At 70.0% G+C, this 19,440-nt stretch carries 16 protein-coding genes; 13 read left to right on the top strand and 3 right to left on the bottom strand.

The window, feature by feature from the left end; genetic code table 11:
• The first annotated feature begins 16 nt into the window (after window positions 1–16).
• The 3 genes from pheS to ABT352_RS34360 all read left to right on the top strand — a co-directional run bounded on the left by pheS (window position 17) and on the right by ABT352_RS34360 (window position 4,039).
• Window positions 17–1,066, top strand: coding sequence for a phenylalanine--tRNA ligase subunit alpha (gene pheS, locus ABT352_RS34350; RefSeq protein ID WP_350949194.1), 1,050 nt, complete (start codon window positions 17–19; stop codon window positions 1,064–1,066).
• A complete protein-coding gene (locus tag ABT352_RS34355; protein ID WP_350949178.1) occupies window positions 1,066–3,636 on the top strand; it encodes a phenylalanine--tRNA ligase subunit beta in 2,571 nt (856 codons plus the stop codon). Before pheS ends, ABT352_RS34355 begins: the two co-directional genes overlap by 1 nt.
• A 157-nt stretch (window positions 3,637–3,793) precedes the next feature.
• Complete coding sequence (locus ABT352_RS34360; RefSeq protein WP_350949179.1) at window positions 3,794–4,039, top strand: hypothetical protein; 246 nt, start codon at window positions 3,794–3,796, stop codon at window positions 4,037–4,039.
• A gap of 110 nt (window positions 4,040–4,149) precedes the next feature.
• Here ABT352_RS34360 and ABT352_RS34365 read toward each other — a convergent pair whose 3' ends face one another.
• From ABT352_RS34365 to ABT352_RS34375, 3 genes are all read right to left on the bottom strand, one after another.
• A complete protein-coding gene (locus ABT352_RS34365) occupies window positions 4,150–4,878 on the bottom strand; it encodes a Uma2 family endonuclease (protein ID WP_350949180.1) in 729 nt (242 codons plus the stop codon).
• Window positions 4,811–6,064 carry an MFS transporter gene (locus tag ABT352_RS34370; RefSeq protein ID WP_350949181.1) on the bottom strand — a complete coding sequence of 418 codons (1,254 nt, stop codon included), beginning with the start codon at window positions 6,062–6,064 and terminating at the stop codon, window positions 4,811–4,813. The genes ABT352_RS34365 and ABT352_RS34370 overlap by 68 nt, the downstream gene beginning before the upstream one ends.
• A gap of 220 nt (window positions 6,065–6,284) precedes the next feature.
• Window positions 6,285–7,946 (bottom strand): class I adenylate-forming enzyme family protein, encoded by a 1,662-nt coding sequence (locus ABT352_RS34375; RefSeq protein ID WP_350949182.1) that lies wholly within the window; start codon window positions 7,944–7,946, stop codon window positions 6,285–6,287.
• 273 nt (window positions 7,947–8,219) lie between these two features.
• Between ABT352_RS34375 and argC the strand changes: the two genes are divergently transcribed.
• The 10 genes from argC (at window position 8,220) to tyrS (ending at window position 18,832) form a co-directional block, all read left to right on the top strand.
• Window positions 8,220–9,242: an N-acetyl-gamma-glutamyl-phosphate reductase gene (argC, locus tag ABT352_RS34380; protein ID WP_350949183.1), complete on the top strand. Its 1,023-nt coding sequence runs from the start codon at window positions 8,220–8,222 to the stop codon at window positions 9,240–9,242.
• Window positions 9,239–10,393, top strand: coding sequence for a bifunctional glutamate N-acetyltransferase/amino-acid acetyltransferase ArgJ (gene argJ, locus ABT352_RS34385; RefSeq protein ID WP_350949184.1), 1,155 nt, complete (start codon window positions 9,239–9,241; stop codon window positions 10,391–10,393). The genes argC and argJ overlap by 4 nt, the downstream gene beginning before the upstream one ends.
• Complete coding sequence (gene argB / locus ABT352_RS34390) at window positions 10,390–11,352, top strand: acetylglutamate kinase (RefSeq protein WP_350949185.1); 963 nt, start codon at window positions 10,390–10,392, stop codon at window positions 11,350–11,352. Before argJ ends, argB begins: the two co-directional genes overlap by 4 nt.
• 56 nt (window positions 11,353–11,408) lie before the next feature.
• A complete protein-coding gene (locus ABT352_RS34395; RefSeq protein ID WP_350949195.1) occupies window positions 11,409–12,560 on the top strand; it encodes an acetylornithine transaminase in 1,152 nt (383 codons plus the stop codon).
• Complete coding sequence (argF, locus tag ABT352_RS34400) at window positions 12,550–13,551, top strand: ornithine carbamoyltransferase (RefSeq protein WP_350949186.1); 1,002 nt, start codon at window positions 12,550–12,552, stop codon at window positions 13,549–13,551. The genes ABT352_RS34395 and argF overlap by 11 nt, the downstream gene beginning before the upstream one ends.
• A gap of 5 nt (window positions 13,552–13,556) precedes the next feature.
• Window positions 13,557–14,063: an arginine repressor gene (locus ABT352_RS34405; RefSeq protein WP_350949187.1), complete on the top strand. Its 507-nt coding sequence runs from the start codon at window positions 13,557–13,559 to the stop codon at window positions 14,061–14,063.
• A gap of 67 nt (window positions 14,064–14,130) precedes the next feature.
• Window positions 14,131–15,339: an argininosuccinate synthase gene (locus tag ABT352_RS34410; RefSeq protein ID WP_350949188.1), complete on the top strand. Its 1,209-nt coding sequence runs from the start codon at window positions 14,131–14,133 to the stop codon at window positions 15,337–15,339.
• Window positions 15,340–15,392: 53 nt separating this feature from the next.
• The gene (gene argH / locus ABT352_RS34415; protein ID WP_350949196.1) at window positions 15,393–16,790 is read left to right on the top strand and encodes an argininosuccinate lyase; all 1,398 of its coding nucleotides are present in this window, start codon (window positions 15,393–15,395) and stop codon (window positions 16,788–16,790) included.
• Window positions 16,790–17,422, top strand: a complete 633-nt coding sequence (locus tag ABT352_RS34420) for a DNA-3-methyladenine glycosylase (protein ID WP_350949189.1) — start codon at window positions 16,790–16,792, stop codon at window positions 17,420–17,422. Before argH ends, ABT352_RS34420 begins: the two co-directional genes overlap by 1 nt.
• Window positions 17,423–17,563: 141 nt before the next feature.
• Window positions 17,564–18,832, top strand: a complete 1,269-nt coding sequence (gene tyrS, locus ABT352_RS34425) for a tyrosine--tRNA ligase (protein WP_350949190.1) — start codon at window positions 17,564–17,566, stop codon at window positions 18,830–18,832.
• Window positions 18,833–19,440: the final 608 nt, after the last annotated feature.

The raw sequence follows: 19,440 nt of genomic DNA on the forward strand, positions 1-19,440 counted from the left end.
GCTGCACGCCGACGAGATGGCGCGCATGCAGGCCGAAGCGCTCGACGCCATCAAGGCGGCGCGCGACCTCGAAGAACTCAAGCAGGTGCGCCTCGCGCACGCCGGTGACCGCTCGCCGATCGCCCTGGCCAACCGTGAGATCGGCGCACTGCCTCCGGCGGCCCGTTCCGAGGCGGGCAAGCGCATCGGCGGCGCCCGCCGGGCGGTCGCCGACGCCCTCGCCGAGCGGCAGGCACAGCTGGAGGCCGAGCGCGACGAGCGGGTCCTCGTCGAGGAGACCGTCGACGTCACGCTGCCCTCCACCCGCGCCCCCCGCGGCGCCAGGCATCCGCTCACCACCCTTCAGGAGCGCATCGCCGACGCCTTCGTCGCGATGGGCTACGAGGTGGCGGAGGGGCCCGAGCTGGAGGGGGAGTGGTTCAACTTCGACGCGCTGAACATCTCTCCCGACCACCCGGCGCGCTCGGAGCACGACACCTTCTTCGTGGAGTCCGTCGACTCCGGCAAGGTGCTGCGCACCCAGACCTCTCCCGTCCAGATCCGCGCGCTGCTCACCCGGGAGCTCCCGGTCTACGTGATCTCGCCGGGCAAGGTGTTCCGCACCGACGAGCTCGACGCCACCCACACCCCGGTCTTCCATCAGGTCGAGGGGCTGGCGATCGACGAGGGCCTGACCATGGCCCACCTCAAGGGCACCCTCGACCGGTTCGCCGAGGTGATGTTCGGTGAGGGCATCACCACCCGCTTCCGGCCCAACTACTTCCCGTTCACCGAGCCTTCCGCCGAGATGGACCTGAAGTGCTTCGTCTGCCGCGGCGCCTCCGCGCTGCCGGGCAACCCGTACTGCCGCACCTGCAAGTCGGAGGGCTGGATCGAGTGGGGCGGCTGCGGCATGGTCAACCCGCGGGTGCTCGTCGCCTGCGGCGTCGACCCCGCCCGCTACAGCGGCTTCGCCTTCGGCATGGGCGTCGAGCGCACCCTGATGTTCCGTCACAACGTCGAGGACATGCGCGACATGGTCGAGGGAGACGTCCGCTTCACGCTTCCCTTCGGAATGGAGATCTGATGAAGGTCCCGCTTTCATGGCTGCGGGAGTATGTCGATCTCCCCGCCGTCACGGCGCACGAGATCGCCGAGAAGCTCACCGCCGCCGGGCTCAAGCTCGAATCCGTCACCTCCTACGGTCACGACATCAAGAACGTCGTCGTGGGCGAGGTGATCTCCTTCGAGACGCTGGAGGGTTTCAAGAAGCCCATCCGCCACTGTCAGGTCGAGGTGGGCGAGGCCGCGCCACGTGAGATCGTCTGCGGCGCGACCAACTTCGAGGCCGGCGACCGCGTTCCGGTCGCGCTGCCCGGCGCCGTGCTGCCCGGCGGATTCGAGATCGCCTCGCGCAAGACCTATGGGCGCCTGTCCGACGGCATGATCTGCTCGGAGGCGGAGCTCGGCATGGCCGACTCCTCACCCGGCATCCTCGTGCTGCCCGCCGGCACCCCGATCGGCGCGGACGTGGTCGAGCTGCTCGGCCTGCGTGACGACGTGCTCGAGCTGGAGATCACTCCGGACATCGGCTACGCCCTCTCGATCAGGGGTGTGGCCCGCGAGGCCGCCACCGCCTTCGACTCGGCGTTCATCGACCCCGCCGACGTCTCCCCGCCCGCCGCGTCGGCCCCGTCCTATCCGGCCTCGATCGCCGACCCGTCGGCCTGCGACCGCTTCGTGCTTCGTGAGATCCGTGGGTTCGACCCGTCGGCGCCGAGTCCTCTGTGGATGCGCGCCCGGCTCTCCCGTGCCGGTATGCGCCCGGTCTCGCTCGCCGTCGACGTCACCAACTACGTCATGCTGGAGATGGGCCAGCCGCTGCACGCCTTCGACGCGGCCAAGCTGACCGGCGAGATCGTGGTGCGCAGGGCCGAGCCGGACGAGACGCTGGAGACGCTGGACCACGTGGTCCGAAAGCTCCACCCGGACGACATCCTGATCACCGACGGGTCGGGCGCGATCTCGATGGCCGGCACCATGGGCGGCCTGCACACCGAGATCTCCGACACCTCCACCGACATCGTGATCGAGGCGGCCCACTTCTCCGCCAGCGGCACCGCGCGCATGTCGCGCCGGCACAACCTGGTGAGCGAGGCATCCAAGCGCTTCGAGCGGGGCGTCGACAGGGAGCTACCGCTGTACGCCTCCTGGCGTGCGGCCGAGCTGCTGGCCGAGCTCGGCGGCGGTACGATCCAGCCGGGCGTCACCCACGCCGAGGTGGAGGTCGAACCGGTCCACATCGCCGTCCCGAGCGGCTACCCGGGCAGGGTCGCGGGCACCGCCTACGACCGCGAGACGGTGATCCGCCGCCTGGAGCAGGTCGGCTGCACGGTGGAGAGCTCCGCCACCGCGACCGGATCGGTGACGAGTGGTACGGCAGGCGGCACCGCCGCCACGGGCGACCCGGCCTCCGCCGGAATCGCCGCGAAACTCGCGGTCACCGGTGACGACATGCTGGCGGTCACCCCACCCTCGTGGCGGCCCGACCTGACCGACCCGAACGACCTCGCCGAGGAGGTCATCAGGCTGGAGGGCTACGAGAACCTGCCCTCGATCCTGCCCGCCGCCCCCGCGGGCGCCGGTCTCAGTGAGAGCCAGCGCCTGCGCCGCAGGGTGGGCCGCGCCCTGGCCGCCGCGGGATACGTCGAGATCCTCGCCTACCCCTTCACCGGGGAGCACGATCTGGACAACCTGCAGCTGCCCGCCGACGACGCGCGCCGCGTGGCCGTAAGGCTGGCCAACCCGCTCAGCGAGGACGAGCCGCTGATGCGGACGACCCTGCTGCCCGGCCTGCTCAAGACGCTGGTACGCAACGTGGGCCGGGGGTTCGGCGACGTGGCGCTGTTCGAGGCGGGTCTGGTCTACCGGCCCTCGTCCGACGTGCCCTCCGTCGCTCCCGTGCTGGGCGTCGACCGCAGGCCGAGCCCGGAGGAGCTCGCCTCGATCGAGTCCGCGCTGCCCGCCCAGCCGCTTCGGGTCGGGGTCGTGCTGGCCGGGGAGTTCGAGCCGTCCGGCTGGTGGGGCAAGGGACGCCCGGCCGGCTGGGCGGACGCCGTCGAGGCGGCCCGCGTGGTGGCCGCGGAGGCCGGCGTCGCCCTTGAGGTCCGCGCGGACCGGCACGAACCCTGGCACCCTGGTCGTTGCGCCGCGCTGTACGCCGGTGACGTGCTCGTCGGTCACGCCGGTGAGCTGCACCCGCGCGTCGTCGAGGCGTACGGCCTGCCGCCGCGCACCTGCGCGATGGAGCTGGAGCTGACCCGGCTGGAGTCGCTCGCCGCCGGTTCGCCGCAGGCTCCGGCGATCTCCGCCTACCCCGTCGCGAGCCAGGACGTCGCGCTCATCGTCGACGCGGCGACCCCGGTGGCCGCGGTGGAGGCGGCGCTGCGCGAGGGCGCGGGCCCGCTGCTGGAGTCGATCCGGCTGTTCGACGTCTACACCGGCGCCCAGGTCGGCGAGGGCGGAAAGTCCCTCGCCTACTCGCTGCGCTTCCGGGCGTCCGACCGGACGCTCACCGTGGAGGAGACCACCGCGGCCCGTGACGCGGCCGTGGTTCTGGCGGGGGAGCGCACCGGGGCGCGACAGCGCGGAGCCTGACCGCCTCGAAAGGGGCTCGGGACGTGTCCCGGGCCCCTTTTTCGCCGTATCGGGCCGGGACGTCTGTTTCTCGGGATGTGGCGATGGCATACCCGTCGGTCGTTCAGGGCGGATCGCCCGCCCGGAGCGGAGAAGAGCTTCCCCGGAGGAGGGGATGATGAGGCATCTGCTGGTGTTCGCCGAGCGTGACGCCGCCGAGGAGGTCGCTGAGATCGTGGCAGGGGAGTTCCCGGCGATCGGGGTGCCCGAGGTGGTGAGGGAGACCCTCGCGGGTGAGGACGACGCCGAGGATGCTCAGTGGCTGGTGGTGGTCGAAGACCCTTCCGACGCGCTGCCGCCGGAGGGGGTCGCCCGGCTGGAGGCGCTGGCCGAGGAGCATGAGGGCTGGCGCGAGAGCGGGTGAGGCGCCGGTGGGACGCGGCCCCGGTTTGTGGGCTCCCGCCCAAGGGCGGGGATGTCCGGCCAGTGCGGTGGAGCCCGCCTTGGGGTGTGCGGGGTGCGAAACCAGACCTCTTAGAGTTGGTTGATGTCCGTCAGGTCGATGTCGATGTCGAACGGCGCCGAGATCTTGAGCTGGTCGTGGTGGATGCCGGTGAGAACGTAGGACTTGGCGACCGGGTCGAGCTCGTAGACGTAGACGGCGGGCTTTCCCGACTGGTTCTCGACCAGCCAGAAGTGCGCGATGCCCGCCTCTGCGTACAGCGTCGGCTTGCGGTCGCGGTCGCGCTCCTTGGAGTCGGGGGAGATGACCTCCACCACCAGCACGACGTCTTCGGCCCGGTAGAAGGTCTGCTCCGAGCTGTGCTCGGCGGAGGCATGGATGACGCTGATGTCGGGCTCGGGCCGTTGCCGCTCGCCCAGGACGACGCTCATCTCCCGGCGCGCTCGAAGATCTTTTGGAATGGTCCTGTTAAGACCCGTCTCCAGGAGATACATGGTGCGCGTGTGAAAAGAAGCCTGAGGACTCACGAAGACCAGGCTTCCATCAATTAACTCTGTGTGTGCGGGCAATTGCGGAATGCGATCGAGATCCTCTGCGACGAACCCCTCCGGCGGGGGGAAGGCCCAGTCGGGCAGTGAGGACTCCGTCATCTCAGGGCTCCGAACGTCGACCGTCATGGTCTCACAGTAGCAATGGGATTGCGTTCCGTGAGGATGTTCGCCGGTGCCCGTCTCAGGCGCGGGCGGCCTCCTCGCGGCGGGCGCGCTCCCTGACCGCGTGCTCGTCGGTGCGGGCGTCATAGGTGCGGAACCTCGGCAGCAGTGCGGCCATCGCGGCCACCGCGCCGACGCACAGCAGCCCGCCGGCGCCCAGGGAGAAGCGGGTGCCGCCGAGCTGGGCCATCAGGCCGGCCCTGGCGTTGCCGAGCATCGGGCCGCTGGTGTAGGAGAGCAGCTCGATCCCCGCCAGACGGCCGCGGAACTCGTCGGGGATGGTCTGGTTCCAGATGGTCGAGCGGAAGACACCGCTGATCATGTCGGCGGCCCCGGCCACGGCCAGGAAGGCGAAGATGCCCCAGACGTTGGGCATCAGCGCCGCCAGCGCCACCGCCACCCCCCATACGGCCGCCGCGACGATCACGCCGAGGCCGTGCCGGTGCACGTGCGCGGTCCATCCGGAGGTGACCGAGGCGATCAGCGAGCCGATGGCGGAGGCGGAGAAGAAGAGTCCGAGAGCCTCGGGGGCGCCCAGCTCGTCGGCGAGGAACGGATACAGCGCGGTGGAGAACGCGAAGATCATCGCGGCGATGTCGACCAGATAGGTGCCCATCAGGTCGGAGCGGCCCACGGCGTAGCGGACCCCCTCGATCAGGGAACCGATCGAGGCTTCGGGACTGTCCTCCGAGCGCGGCTGGGCCCGGACCATCCAGAGCAGGACCAGGGAGGCAAGGAAGGTCACGACGTTGATGCCGTACGCGGCGGCGACGCCGAACCAGGCCGCGATCAGGCCGCTGAGGCCCGGGGCGACGATGGCGCCCAGGTTCCACCGGAATGCGCTGAGGGCGGCGGCCGCGGTCAGCTGGTCGTGCCTGACCACGCGCGGCAGCAGCGCCTCCAGGCTGGGCCGCTGCAGGCTGCCCAGCCCGGCCGAGAGCGTGCCGACCACGTACAGCACCCAGATCTGTGGTTTCGGCAGCAGCGCGTTGAGGGTCAGGATCGCGACCGTGAGGCAGAGGCCCACCTCGGTGAGGAGAATGATCTTGCGCCGGTCGAGGGCGTCGGCGATCGCTCCGCCCCAGAGCCCGCACACCACCATCGGGACGAACTCGGCCACGCTGACCAGGCCGACCGCCAGGTAGGAGCCGGTGAGCTCCTTCATCTGCAGCGGGACCGCGACCAGTGTCAGGAAGGTGCCGAACATCGTGATGACGCCGGAGCCGAAGAGCAGCCGGAAGTCACGCGAGTCGCGCAGAGGGCTGAGATCCATCGCCAGACGGCGAAGCAGGGATCTGATCGGTCGATCGGCGTTTTCCGGCACGAGCAGTCAGTGTCGACGGTGACCTGCGCGAGGGCAAACCATTTTTCCGAACGGGTCACCGTCGGGGTGGGGTGTCGGAAAACCGTTTCCGGCGCGCGGAAGGCGATGACGACGGGACGCCCGGCCGCATGTGGCCCCCCGGGGTCTCCTGCGGGTGCGGAGCGGTGTGTCAGAGGTCGAGGACCTCCTGGCGCAGGCGGGTCTTGAGGATCTTGCCGCCGGGGTTGCGGGGGAGTTCCGTCTCGCGCACCCAGAACCTGACCGGGATCTTGAAGGGGGCGATCCGCTCGCGCAGGAAGGCCCGCAGTTCCTCGTCGCTCGCCGGGGACGACAGGCGGAGCACCGCGCCGACCTCCTCGCCCAGTTCCTCGTGAGGGATTCCTATCACCGCGGCGTCCTCGACCGCCGGGTGTTCGAACAGTGCGGCCTCGACCTCGGCGCAGTAGACGTTCTCGCCGCCGCGGATGACCATGTCCTTGGCCCGGTCCACGATGAACACGAACCCCTCCTCGTCCACCCTGGCGAGGTCTCCGGTGTGCAGCCACCCGTCGACGATGGTCTCCGCGGTGGCCTCGGGCCGGTTCCAGTAGCCCAGGATGACGTTCGGCCCGCGCAGGCAGAGTTCGCCGACCGCGCCGACCGGCACCTCGCGGCCGCCCGGGTCGGCGATCCGCACTTCGACCACGGCCATCGGCAGGCCGATGCTGTCGGGTTTGGCCAGGTAGTCGGCTCCGGTGTTGCTGATGGCGAGCGCGGTGGTCTCGGTCATGCCGTACCCGTTGGAGGAGGAGCGGTTGGGCAGCTGCTCGGTGATGCGCTCCAGCAGTTTCGGCGGTGCGGGGGCGCCGCCGTACCCGAGGCCGCTGAGGCTGGAGATGTCGTACTTGTCCAGGTCGGGGTGCGACAGGAGCTGCCACACGTTGGTGGGTACGCCGGTGAGACCGGTGATCCGCTCGCGCTCGATCAGCTCCAGCGCGCGGCCCGGGTCCCACTTGTACATCAGCACCAGGCCACCCCCGCTGAACATGGTGGTGGTCAGCACCGCGAAGCAGCCGGTGGCGTGGAAGAGCGGCACGGTGAGCAGGGTGACCCGCCGCTGCCCCGAGGTCTCACCCGGATCCTTGCCCGCCCTGATCGCGCCCCGGTACATGCCGTAGGCGACGGTCATCGGCGACTGCCCGAGGTTGCGGTGGCTGCCGAGCGCGCCCTTGGGGTGGCCGGTGGTGCCGGAGGTGTAGAAGATCGTCGCCGGGTCCTCGGGGGAGAGGTCGACCGGTGGCGGCGTCACGTCCGCCTCCACCTCGCCCAGCACGTCCTCGAAGGAGCGGGCGCCCTCGGGTGTCTCGCCGCGGGTCACGATGAGCGCCGGGCCGGGCCCGGCGAGCCCGGCCGCCCGTTCTCCGTCGGCGATCAGCACCTTGGCCCCCGAGTCGGAAAGCCCGTACTCCAGCTCCTGCGGCGTCCACCACGCGTTGAGCGGTACGGCTATCGCCCCCGCGGCCAGCGCGGCCGAGAAGGCGATCACCCATTCGGGGTAGTTGCGCATGGCGATGGCCACCCGGTCGCCCTTGACCACGCCGTAGTCGTCCACCAGGCGTCGCGCGAGCGTGGCGGCCAGCCGGTAGTGCTCCTCGTAGGTGATGCGTTCGTCCTCGTACGCCAGGAAGACCTTGTCGCCGTGGAACCTGCTCGTCTCGAGAAGTGCCCGGAAGTCGCGGGGCGCGTGCTTCCAGGTTTTGACGGTCCCGCCGTGGCTGAGGATCTCCTCCGTCTCGAAAAGCTGCCCCGGTGCGGTGAGCCGGGCCTGGAGCTGGTCATGGGTGACAGTCATGCGTTCGCACTCCCGGAGGACGAGGGGCCGGAAACGTCACGATACCGACCGGTAGGTACGTGCAACAGGGCCGAAACATGACCGATGGCCTCGTGCCCGTATTCACAAGTCGCGAAGCGTGATTTTCTGATCTTTCAGCCTGGGTGGGGTATTTCTGAGCCTGGAAGCCCGTCGCCCTCGCCGGGCTTGCATGGCAATCCTTCAAGATGCATAATCTTTCTAGTAAGTCCATGAGAAGTAGTGCATGAATATGCAGAAACCGAGAGGGGTCGGATGAGAGCGGCGATCGCGGGTGCCAGCGGTTACGCCGGAGGTGAGCTCCTGCGCCTGCTGCTGTCCCACCCCGGCATCGAGATCGGCGCGTTGACGGCGGCCTCAAGCGCGGGCACCGCCCTCGGCGCCCACCAGCCACACCTGGCCCCGCTGGCCGACAGGATCCTGCTGGAGACCACTCCCGAGACCCTCGGCGGCCACGACCTCGTCTTCCTCGCCCTGCCGCACGGGCAGTCGGCCGCCGTCGCCGAGCGGCTCGGCGACGGCACCCTCGTGGTCGACTGCGGCGCCGACTTCCGGCTCGCCGACCCCGCCGCCTGGGAGCACTTCTACGGTGGCGTCCACGCGGGCACCTGGCCCTACGGGCTGCCCGAGCTGCCGGGGCGACGCGAGGAGCTGCGCGCCACCCGGAGGATCGCCGTGCCGGGGTGCTACCCGACGGCCGTCACCCTGGCCATGTTCCCCGCCTTCGCCGCCGGACTCGTCGGACCCGACGTGGTGGTGGTCGCCGCCAGCGGCACCAGCGGGGCCGGCAGGGCGCCCAAGCCGAACCTCCTGGGCAGCGAGGTGATGGGCTCCGCCAGCGCGTACGGTGTCGGCGGCGTCCACCGGCACACCCCGGAGATGGAGCAGAACCTCTCCCCCCTGGCGGGTGAGCCGGTCACCGTCTCCTTCACCCCCGTGCTGGCACCGATGAGCCGCGGCATCCTCGCCACCTGCACCGCCCCCGCCAGGCCCGGCCTCACCTCGGCGGTCCTGCGCGAGGCGTACGAGACCGCCACCAAGGACGAACCGTTCCTGCGGCTGCTCCCCGAGGGGCAGTGGCCCGCGACCTCGATGACCCTCGGCGCCAACACCGCCGCTCTCCAGGTCGTCCTGGACGAGCGCGCGGGCCGCGTCGTCGCCGTCGTCGCCATCGACAACCTCACCAAGGGCACGGCCGGAGGCGCGATCCAGAGCGCCAATCTCGCCCTCGGCCTGCCGGAAGAGTTCGGCCTACCTCTCAATGGAGTCGCCCCATGAGCGTGACCGCACCTCTCGGCTTCCGGGCGTCGGGTGTCGACGCCGGGATCAAGTCCAGCGCCGACCGCGACCTGGCACTGATCGTCAACGACGGCCCCTCGCGCGCCGCGGCCGGGGTCTTCACCAGCAACCGGGTGAAGGCCGCGCCGGTCCTGTGGTCCGCCCAGGTGCTGGCCGGAGGCCGGGTCCACGCCGTCGTCCTCAACTCCGGCGGCGCCAACGCCTGCACCGGGCCGCTCGGCTTCCAGGACACCCACGCCACCGCGGAGAAGGTCGCCGAAGCACTGGGAGACTCGGCGGGGGAGATCGCGGTCTGTTCCACCGGCCTGATCGGCGAGCGGCTGCCGATGGACTCGCTGCTGGCCGGGGTCGACCTCGCGGTCTCCCAGCTCGCCAGGGACGGTGGCCTGGCCGCCGCCGACGCCATCCGCACCACCGACACCGTCTCGAAGATCTCCTTCAGAAAAGGCGAGGGCGGCTACATGGTCGGTGGCATGGCGAAGGGCGCGGGCATGCTCGCCCCCGGCCTCGCCACCATGCTGTCGGTGATCACCACCGACGCGGACCTGCCCGCCGAGCACCTCGACGAGGTGCTCCGTAAGGTGACGCGGGTCACCTTCGACCGCCTCGACGCCGACGGCTGCATGTCCACCAACGACACCGTGCTGCTCCTGGCCAGCGGCGCCTCCGGGGTCGTTCCCGACCTCGCCGAGTTCGAGCAGGTGCTTCTCGCCGTCTGCGCCGACCTCGCCCGCCAGCTGCTGATGGACGCCGAGGGCGCCTCCAAGGCGATCGCCATCGAGGTCGTCGGAGCCGCCTCCGAGGACGACGCGGTCACCGTCGGCCGCGCCGTTTCCCGCTCCAACCTCTTCAAGTGCGCCATCTACGGCGAGGACCCCAACTGGGGCCGGGTGCTGTCGGCCGTCGGCACCACCGACGCCGTGTTCGAACCCGACAGGCTCAACGTGGCGATGAACGGCATCTGGATCTGCAGGGGCGGCGCCGCGGGCGACGACCGCTCCAAGGTCGACCTCACCCCGCGCGAGGTGACGATCACCATCGACCTGTCGGCGGGACCGCATTCGGCGACGATCCACACCACCGACCTCACCGCGGAGTACGTCCACGAGAACTCGGCGTACTCCACATGAGGCGCGCCGAGGCACTGACGAAGGCCACCACGCTGATCGAGGCCCTGCCCTGGCTCGCGAGTTTCCACGGCGCGACCGTCGTCATCAAGTACGGCGGCAACGCGATGACCGAGGAGCACCTTCGCGAGAAGTTCGCCGCCGACGTCGTCTTCCTGCGCTACGCCGGGCTCAAGCCGGTGATCGTGCACGGGGGAGGGCCGCAGATCAACGCCCAGCTCGACCTCCTCGGCATCGAGTCCACCTTCACCGCGGGGCTCAGGGTCACCACCCCCGAGGCCATGCAGGTCGTCAGGATGGTCCTCGTCGGCCAGGTCAACCGCGACGTGGTCGGCCTGATCAACCGGCACGGGCCGTTCGCGATCGGCATGTCCGGCGAGGACGCCCACCTGTTCACCGCCGTACGCAAGCACGCCGTCGTCGACGGCGTCGGCGTCGACATCGGCCAGGTCGGCGACATCGTCAAGGTCGAGGCCGGAGCCGTGCGGGCGCTGCTGGACGACGGACGGATCCCGGTGATCTCCTCGGTCGCGCGCAGCGACGACGGCACCGTCTACAACGTCAACGCCGACACCGCCGCCGCCGCGCTCGCCGTGGCGCTCCAGGCCTCCAAGCTGATCGTCCTGACCGACGTCGAGGGCCTGTACCGCGACTGGCGCCCCGGCACCGACGAGAACGAGATCATCGAGCAGCTGTCCGCCACCGAGCTGGAGAAGCTCCTGCCGAGCCTGTCCAGCGGCATGATCCCCAAGATGGAGGCGTGCCTGACCGCCGTCCAGGGCGGCGTGCCACGGGCCCACGTGCTCGACGGCAGGGTGCCCCACTCGGTGCTGCTGGAGATCTTCACCGACGAGGGCATAGGAACCATGGTGCTGCCGGACGCCGCCGAGGCGGCGGCCGCGCCGGAGCCGGTCAGGCGGCGGCCCGAGGCCCCCGCCCAGCTGAAGGGGAACGACGAGTGAGCACGCAGGAAAGCCCCGCCGGAGAGGCGCTCGCCAGGCGCTTCGAGGCCGCCTTCATGGCCAACTACGGCGTGCCCCCGTTGGCGCTGGCCCGAGGCGAGGGCGCGAGGGTCTGGGACGTCGACGGCCGCGAGTATCTCGACCTGATCGGCGGCATCGCGGTCAGCTCGCTCGGCCACGCCCATCCCGCGCTGGTGGAGGCCGTCTCCCGCCAGGTCGCCACGCTCGCCCACACCAGCAACCTCTTCCTGCACGAGCCCGAGGTGCTGCTCGCCGAGCGTCTGCTCGGCCTGCTCAAAGCCCCGGCCAAGGTGTTCCTCAGCAACTCCGGTACCGAGGCCAACGAGGCCGCGCTGAAGCTCTCCCTCAAGTACGGCAAGTCGAACGGCCGCACCTACTTCGTGGCCGCGGAGAACGCCTTCCACGGCCGTACTCTCGGCGCGCTCGCCCTGACCGGCAAGCCCTCGATCCGCGACCAGTTCGGCCCGTTCTCGATCGATGTCCGCTTCGTCCCCTACGGTGACGCGGACGCGCTCAAGAACGCGGTCACCGGCGAGTGCGCGGCGGTCTTCCTCGAACCCACCCAGGGCGAAGCGGGCGTCGTGCCCCCGCCCGAGGGCTACTTCACGGCCGCGAGGGAGATCTGCGACGCCACCGGCGCGCTGCTCGTCGCCGACGAGATCCAGTCGGCGATCGGCCGCACCGGGCACTGGTTCGCCCACCAGCACGAGGGCATCCTGCCCGACGTGCTCACCCTGGCCAAGGGCCTCGGCGGCGGCATGCCGATCGGCGCCTGCGTCGGCTTCGGCGCGGCGGCCACCGTCCTCGCCCAGGGAGACCACGGTTCCACCTTCGGCGGAAACCCCGTCTCCGCCGCCGCCGCGCTCGCCGTCCTCGACACCATCGACAGGGACGGCCTGCTGGAGCACGTCCGCACCCTCGGCGCCGAACTCGTGGAGGGCATCGCCGCGATCGACCACCCGCTGCTCGCCGGTGTCCGCGGCCGGGGGCTGTGGCGGGCCGTCGTGCTGAGTGACAACCGCTCCGCCCAGGTCCAGGCCGCCGCGCAGCGCGCGGGCTTCCTGGTCAACGCCCTCCAGCCCGACGCGGTAAGGCTCGCGCCCCCGCTGGTGATCACATCCGCCCAGGTCGCGACCTTCGTGGCCGCCCTTCCCGCCATCCTCGACGAGGCCGCAGATGCCCAGTAACCTCGCCGGACAGGCGCACGTCAGGCACTTCCTGAGGGACGACGACCTCTCGCCCGCAGAGCAGGCCCAGGTGCTCGACCTGGCCGAGGCCGTGAAGAAGGACCGCTACGCCTACCGCCCCTTCGAGGGCCCGCAGACCGTCGCCGTCCTCTTCGACAAGCACTCCACCCGCACCCGCGTCTCCTTCGCGGTCGGTATCGGCGAGCTCGGCGGGCTCCCCCTCATCCTCGACGCCGGATCCTCCCAGATGGGCCGGGGCGAGTCGATCGAGGACACCGCCCGAGTCCTGGAACGCCAGGTGGGCGCGATCGTGTGGCGCACCTCGGGCCAGGAGAGGATCGAGGCCATGGCCTCGGCGTCCTCGGTGCCGGTGGTCAACGCCCTCACCGACGAGTTCCACCCCTGCCAGATCCTCGCCGACCTGCAGACCGTGCGGGAGCACTTCGGCAGGACGGCGGGGCTCACCCTGGCCTACTTCGGAGACGGGGCCAACAACATGGCCCACTCCTACCTGCTCGGCGGGGCCGTCGCCGGCATGCACGTGCGGATCGCCACCCCCGCCGGATACCTGCCGGACGCCGAGATCCTCCGGCGGGCCGACGAGGTCGCCGCCGAGACCGGCGGATCCGTCGCCGTCCTCGCCGACCCGGCCGAGGCCGCCGCGGGCGCGGACGTGATCGCCACCGACACCTGGGTCTCCATGGGCCAGGACGGCAAGGAACAGCGGATCGCCGACCTCATGCCGTACCAGGTCAACGCCGCGCTGATGAGCCGGGCCGCCCCCGGCGCCGTCGTCCTGCACTGCCTGCCCGCCTACCGCGACCTGGAGATCTCCGCCGAGGTCCTCGACGGCCCGCGGAGCCTGGTGTGGGACCAGGCGGAAAACCGGCTGCACGCCCAGAAGGCCCTGCTGTACTGGCTGGTCTCGATGGCGGGCCGCGACGGGTCCCGGAACGCCGACCCCGCGGGTGACACGCGCGGAGGCGGGTGATCCGCGTGACGATCCCGATGACCAAGGTCGCCCGCCAGGCACGGATCGCCGACCTCCTGCAGCGGCAACCGGTCAGATCCCAGCCCGAACTGGCCAAACTCCTGCTGGAGAGCGGTGTCGAGGTCACCCAGGCCACCCTCTCCCGCGACCTGGACGAACTCGGCGCGCTCAAGCTGCGCGCCGAGGACGGCTCCCTGGTCTACGCCCTGCCAGGGGAGGGCGGCGGCCGGATAGGGCTCGCCAGGCTCGGCACCGGAGAGTCACCCGCCGCCAGGCTCAGCAGGTTCGCGGAGGAACTCCTCGTCTCCGCCGAGGCCTCCGCCAACCTGGTCATCGTCCGTACGCCGCCGGGCGCCGCGCAGTTCCTCGCCTCCGCCATCGACCACGCCGACTGGGAGTCCATCCTGGGCACCGTCGCGGGAGACGACACGATTCTCGTCATCAGCCGCGACCCGATGGGCGGGGCAGCTGTCGCCGAGGGATTGCTGCGGCACGCCGACCGACGTATTTAGCCTGCTCAGGCGGTCATCCCTGGCAACATCTGACTCCTGTGCCAACAAGATCTTGGAGATATCCATCATGACCGACCGGGTCGTACTCGCGTTCTCCGGAGGACTCGACACCTCCGTCGCCATTCCCTTCCTCGCCGAGAAGACCGGTGCCGAGGTCGTCGCGGTCGCCGTGGACGTCGGTCAGGGCGGCGAGGACATGGAGGTCATCCGCAAGCGCGCCATCGACTGCGGCGCCGTGGAGTCCGTCGTCGTGGACGCCCGCGAGGAGTTCGCCACCGACTTCTGCGTGCCCGCCCTGCAGGCCAACGCCCTCTACATGGACCGCTACCCCCTGGTCTCCGCCCTGTCGCGGCCGCTGATCGTCAAGCACCTGGCCGCGGCGGCGAAGGAGTTCGGCGGCACGCACGTCTCGCACGGCTGCACCGGCAAGGGTAACGACCAGGTCCGCTTCGAGGCCGGCCTGGCCGCCCTGTACCCCGAGCTCAAGGTCATCGCCCCCGCCCGCGACTACGCGTGGACCCGGGACAAGGCGATCGCCTACGCCGAGAAGAAGAACCTGCCGATCGAGACGTCCAGCAAGAACCCGTACTCCATCGACCAGAACATCTGGGGCAGGGCCATCGAGACCGGCTTCCTCGAGGACATCTGGAACGGCCCGATCGAGGACATCTACGCCTACACCGCCGACCCGGCACAGCCGCGCGACGCGGACGAGGTCATCATCAGCTTCGTCAAGGGCGTCCCCGTGGCGCTGGACGGGCGTCACCTCACCCCGTTCCGGATCATCGAGGAGCTCAACCGCCGCGCGGGCGCCCAGGGCGTCGGCCGCCTCGACATGGTCGAGGACCGGCTCGTCGGCATCAAGTCCCGAGAGGTCTACGAGGCGCCGGGCGCCATCGCCCTGATCACCGCCCACATGGAGCTGGAGAACGTCACCGTCGAACGCGACCTCGCCCGCTTCAAGCGGTCGGTGGACCAGCGCTGGGGCGAACTCGTCTACGACGGCCTCTGGTTCTCCCCGCTCAAGAAGGCCCTCGACACCTTCATCGCCGAGGCACAGGAGCACGTCACCGGCGAGATCAGGATGACCCTGCACGGCGGCCGGGCCACCGTGACCGGGCGCCGCTCCGAGGCATCGCTGTACGACTTCAACCTCGCCACCTACGACACCGGCGACACCTTCGACCAGTCCCTCGCCAGGGGATTCGTCGAGCTGTGGAGCCTGCCCTCCAAGATTGCCTCCGCCCGTGACGCCCGACCGGTCCGATTGGGCTAAGGTCGCGGATTGAACTGGGAGGGAGAACAACGGTGACTGATGGTGGCAAGCCCATGCGGCTCTGGGGCGGCCGGTTCGAAGGAGGTCCGGCCGACGCGCTGACCAGGCTCTCGGTGAGCGTGCACTTCGACTGGCGGTTGGTGCCGTACGACCTGATGGCCTCGCGCGCGCACGCCAGGGTGCTGCACCGCGCGAACCTGCTGAGCGACGACGAGCTGGCGCGCATGATCGGCGCCCTGGACGACCTGGAGCGCGCCTGCAAGGCGGGCGAGTTCCGGCCGACCGTCGCCGACGAGGACGTCCACACCGCACTGGAGCGCGGCCTGCTGGAACGCCTCGGCACACTCGGAGGCAAGCTCCGGGCCGGTCGCAGTCGCAACGACCAGGTCGCCACCGACCTACGGCTTTACCTCCGCGACCACGTCAGGCACATCGTGTCCAGGCTGGTGGAGCTGGAGACCGCGCTGATGAGCCAGGCCGAGGAGCACGCGGAGACCGCGGCCCCCGGTATGACCCACCTGCAGCACGCGCAGCCGGTCTCCTTCGGCCACCAGCTCCTGGCGCACGTGCACGCCTTCGCCCGCGACATCGATCGCCTGCGCGACTGGGACAGGCGCGCGGCCGTCTCCCCGCTGGGAGCGGGGGCGCTGGCCGGGTCCTCCCTGCCGCTCGACCCCCGGGCCGTGGCCGGAGAGCTCGGTTTCGACTCCGCCGCGCCCAACTCGATGGACGCGGTCGCCGACCGCGACTTCGCCGCCGAGTTCCTGTTCGACGCGGCGATGATCGGCGTGCACCTGTCGCGGCTGGGCGAGGAGATCGTCCTGTGGGCCTCGCAGGAGTTCCGCTGGATCGAGATGGACGACGCCTACTCCACCGGCTCGTCGATCATGCCGCAGAAGAAGAACCCCGACGTGGCCGAGCTGGCCCGAGGCAAGAGCGGCCGTCTCATCGGCAACCTCATGGCGCTGCTGACGACCCTCAAGGGCCTGCCGCTGACCTACAACCGCGACCTGCAGGAGGACAAGGAGCCGGTGTTCGACTCCGTCGACAGCCTGCTGCTGGTCCTTCCCGCGATGGCCGGACTCGTCGCGACCATGCGCGTCAACACCGCCAAGCTGGAGGCCTCGGCCCCCGACGGGTTCGCGCTCGCCACCGACCTGGCCGAGCTGCTGGTCCGCAGGGGGGTCGCCTTCCGCGAGGCTCACGAGGCGGTCGGGCACCTGGTCGTCTGGTGCCAGGTCAACGACAAGGACTTCGGCGAGCTCACCGACGAGGAGCTGGCCAAGGTCTCACCGCACTTCACACCCGACTCCCGTGAGGTCCTCTCGGTGCCCGGCGCCCTGGCGGCCCGCAAGGCGCACGGCGGTACGGCACCCGACCGGGTCCGCGACCAGCTCATCGCGCTGCGGGAGATCGTCGACGCTCAGGCCGCCTGGGCGAGCGGAAGCTGATGCGGGGCGAGGACCGGTCCGACACGCCGCTGGCCCGCGGCTTCTTCGACCGGCCCGCCCACGAGGTCGCCCCCGACCTGCTGGGACGGGTGCTCGTACACGGACAGGTCGCGTTGCGTCTCACCGAGGTAGAGGCCTACGGGCTGCCGGGTGAGGATCCCGCGTCGCACACCTACCGGGGCCGGACGCCACGTAACGCGGTGATGTTCGGCCCCCCGGGTCACCTGTACGTCTATTTCACGTACGGTATGCACTTCTGCGCCAACCTCACGTGCCTCCCCGAGATGATCGGCTCCGGTGTGCTGCTGCGGGCCGGAGAGGTGATCTCCGGCGTGGAGACCGCCCTGGCCCGCCGGAGCGCGGGAAGCACCAAGCCCGTCAGGGAGGTCGATCTCGCCAGGGGGCCGGCGCGACTGGCGGTGGCGCTCGGATTCACCCGCGAGCACAACGGGCTCGACGCCTGCGCCCCGGGATCACTCTCCGTGATCGAGGGCGAACCTGCCAAGGCGTCGTCCGTCCTGTCGGGGCCACGCACCGGTGTCTCGTCAGGAAAGGAGACCCCGTGGCGCTTCTGGATCGACGGCGAGCCCACGGTCTCACCCCACCGCCCGCATGTCCCGCGCCGGCGGTAGGCCGCGCATGCTCTCCCCTGCCGACCTTTCTCCCGACTGTCCTGGGGCGCGAGAAGGGTTTCGAGTGGCGCGGTGGTGCCGTGATCGGGCAGGGTGTACGAGAGCGCTAAATGTCCCTTCGAGCATTGGAAAGCAAGGATCGTGACCGACATTCTGGATGACCTCGCCTGGCGCGGCCTGATCGCGCAGTCCACCGACATCGACGCCCTGCGCGCGGCGATGGCCGAGGGTCCGATCACGGTCTATTGCGGCTTCGACCCGACCGCACCCTCCCTGCACGTCGGCAATCTGGTCCCGCTGCTCACCCTCACCCGCCTCCAGCGGGCGGGCCACCGGGCCATCGGCCTGGTCGGCGGCGCGACGGGCCTGATCGGCGACCCCAGCGGACGGAGCACCGAGCGCTCGCTCAACTCCTCCGACGTCGTGGCCGAATGGGTGGCGCGGATCCGCGTCCAGGTGGAGAAGTTCCTTGACTTCTCGGACGAGAAGACCGGGATCCTCGTCAGCAACCTCGACTGGACCGAGGGCATGTCCGCGATCGACTTCCTGCGCGACGTCGGCAAGCACTTCCCGGTCAACCGGATGCTCGCCCGAGAGTCGGTCTCGGCCCGACTGGGCGGAGAAGGGCTCAGCTACACCGAGTTCAGCTACCAGATCCTGCAGGCCAACGACTACCTGGAGCTGAACAGGCGCCACGGCTGCACGCTCCAGATCGGTGGCAGCGACCAGTGGGGCAACATCACCGCGGGAACCGACCTCATCCGCCGGGTGACGGGCAGCCACGTGCACGCCCTCACCGTGCCGTTGATCACCAAGGCCGACGGGACCAAGTTCGGCAAGACGGCAGGCGGCGCGGTCTGGCTCAACCCGGAGATGACCTCCCCGTACGCGTTCTACCAGTTCTGGCTGAACGCGGACGACCGTGACGTGGTGAAATTCCTCAAGATCTACAGCTTCCGGTCCCGTGAGGAGATCGAAGGGCTGGAGAAGGCCGCCGCCGAGCGGCCCGCCGGGCGCGAGGCGCAGCGGGCGCTCGCCGAGGAGTTCACCACGCTGCTGCACGGTGCCGACGAGTGCGCCGCGGTGATCGCCGCCTCGGCGGCCCTGTTCGGCCAGGGCTCCCTGCAGGAGCTGCCGGCGCGCACGCTGGGGGAGGCCCTCGCCGAGGTGCCGCGTGCGGAGGTCCCCACCCTGGGGGCGTCCTTCGTCGACCTGCTCGCCGAGAGTGGCCTGGTCAAGTCGAAGTCGGAGGCGCGCCGAGCGGTGAAGGAGGGGGGCGCCTACCTCAACAACGTCAAGGTCACCGACGAGGCGTACGTGCCGTCCGCCGATGATCTGCTCCACGGACGCTTCCTGGTGCTGCGCCGTGGCAAGCGTTCCGTCGGCGGCGTCGAGATCCTCGCGCCCTGACTTTTCCTCCGCACATCCGCGCACTGGTGTGATGTGGATCTTCCGCGTTGTCCCGGTCTTTGTTGGTTTTTGGCCTTTGGTCAGGTCAACGCGGAAGATCTCGAGCGGTCGGCGTCCGGCTCCGGCCGGGATACCGGCCGTCTTGTTGAGTAACGTTCCGGTAGCGAACGCTCCTGGTTTTCCTAAGCAACCGCGCTGACCTGCGGTTTTGTTGGAAGCAGCTGATTTGACGATGCTTCGAAGGGCGCATAATCTTTTCAATGCCCCGGAGCGAGCCGGACGCCGATCGGCGGACGGGCCCAGGGCCACTCCACCTGAACGAACCTGAGCGTTCGGACTCCGCGTAGGTCACCGGAAAACCGGTTGAGTTCGCTGTGTCCTGGATGGCAGGGTTGGTTCAGTGGGTTGCCTCGAGAGCGAGGCGGAGAGAATCCTAGCGAGTTTACAGGTTTTGTGACAATACGGCTGCCGGTCAGCAATTTGACACAATCTTGATAGGCTTGTACGGTTGAAATACGAAATGGAACGCCCCGGAGTTCTGCCGGACCGGTTGGTCGGGTCAGGGTGATGGTGTACGCGTCCGTTTCTTGAGAACTCAACAGTGTGTT

It is taken from the genome of Streptosporangium sp. NPDC000563, from assembly GCF_040299985.1.
Classification (GTDB): domain Bacteria; phylum Actinomycetota; class Actinomycetes; order Streptosporangiales; family Streptosporangiaceae; genus Streptosporangium.

What these genes read in the sequence shown, in the direction of transcription:
- pheS (WP_350949194.1), top strand. Translation starts at nt 17, where the DNA reads ATGGCGCGCATGCAGGCCGAAGCGCTCGACGCCATCAAGGCGGCGCGC.
- ABT352_RS34355 (WP_350949178.1), top strand. Translation starts at nt 1,066, where the DNA reads ATGAAGGTCCCGCTTTCATGGCTGCGGGAGTATGTCGATCTCCCCGCC.
- ABT352_RS34360 (WP_350949179.1), top strand. Translation starts at nt 3,794, where the DNA reads ATGAGGCATCTGCTGGTGTTCGCCGAGCGTGACGCCGCCGAGGAGGTC.
- ABT352_RS34365 (WP_350949180.1), bottom strand. Translation starts at nt 4,878, where the DNA reads ATGACGCCCGCACCGACGAGCACGCGGTCAGGGAGCGCGCCCGCCGCG.
- ABT352_RS34370 (WP_350949181.1), bottom strand. Translation starts at nt 6,064, where the DNA reads ATGGATCTCAGCCCTCTGCGCGACTCGCGTGACTTCCGGCTGCTCTTC.
- ABT352_RS34375 (WP_350949182.1), bottom strand. Translation starts at nt 7,946, where the DNA reads ATGACTGTCACCCATGACCAGCTCCAGGCCCGGCTCACCGCACCGGGG.
- argC (WP_350949183.1), top strand. Translation starts at nt 8,220, where the DNA reads ATGAGAGCGGCGATCGCGGGTGCCAGCGGTTACGCCGGAGGTGAGCTC.
- argJ (WP_350949184.1), top strand. Translation starts at nt 9,239, where the DNA reads ATGAGCGTGACCGCACCTCTCGGCTTCCGGGCGTCGGGTGTCGACGCC.
- argB (WP_350949185.1), top strand. Translation starts at nt 10,390, where the DNA reads ATGAGGCGCGCCGAGGCACTGACGAAGGCCACCACGCTGATCGAGGCC.
- ABT352_RS34395 (WP_350949195.1), top strand. Translation starts at nt 11,409, where the DNA reads ATGGCCAACTACGGCGTGCCCCCGTTGGCGCTGGCCCGAGGCGAGGGC.
- argF (WP_350949186.1), top strand. Translation starts at nt 12,550, where the DNA reads ATGCCCAGTAACCTCGCCGGACAGGCGCACGTCAGGCACTTCCTGAGG.
- ABT352_RS34410 (WP_350949188.1), top strand. Translation starts at nt 14,131, where the DNA reads ATGACCGACCGGGTCGTACTCGCGTTCTCCGGAGGACTCGACACCTCC.
- argH (WP_350949196.1), top strand. Translation starts at nt 15,393, where the DNA reads ATGCGGCTCTGGGGCGGCCGGTTCGAAGGAGGTCCGGCCGACGCGCTG.
- ABT352_RS34420 (WP_350949189.1), top strand. Translation starts at nt 16,790, where the DNA reads ATGCGGGGCGAGGACCGGTCCGACACGCCGCTGGCCCGCGGCTTCTTC.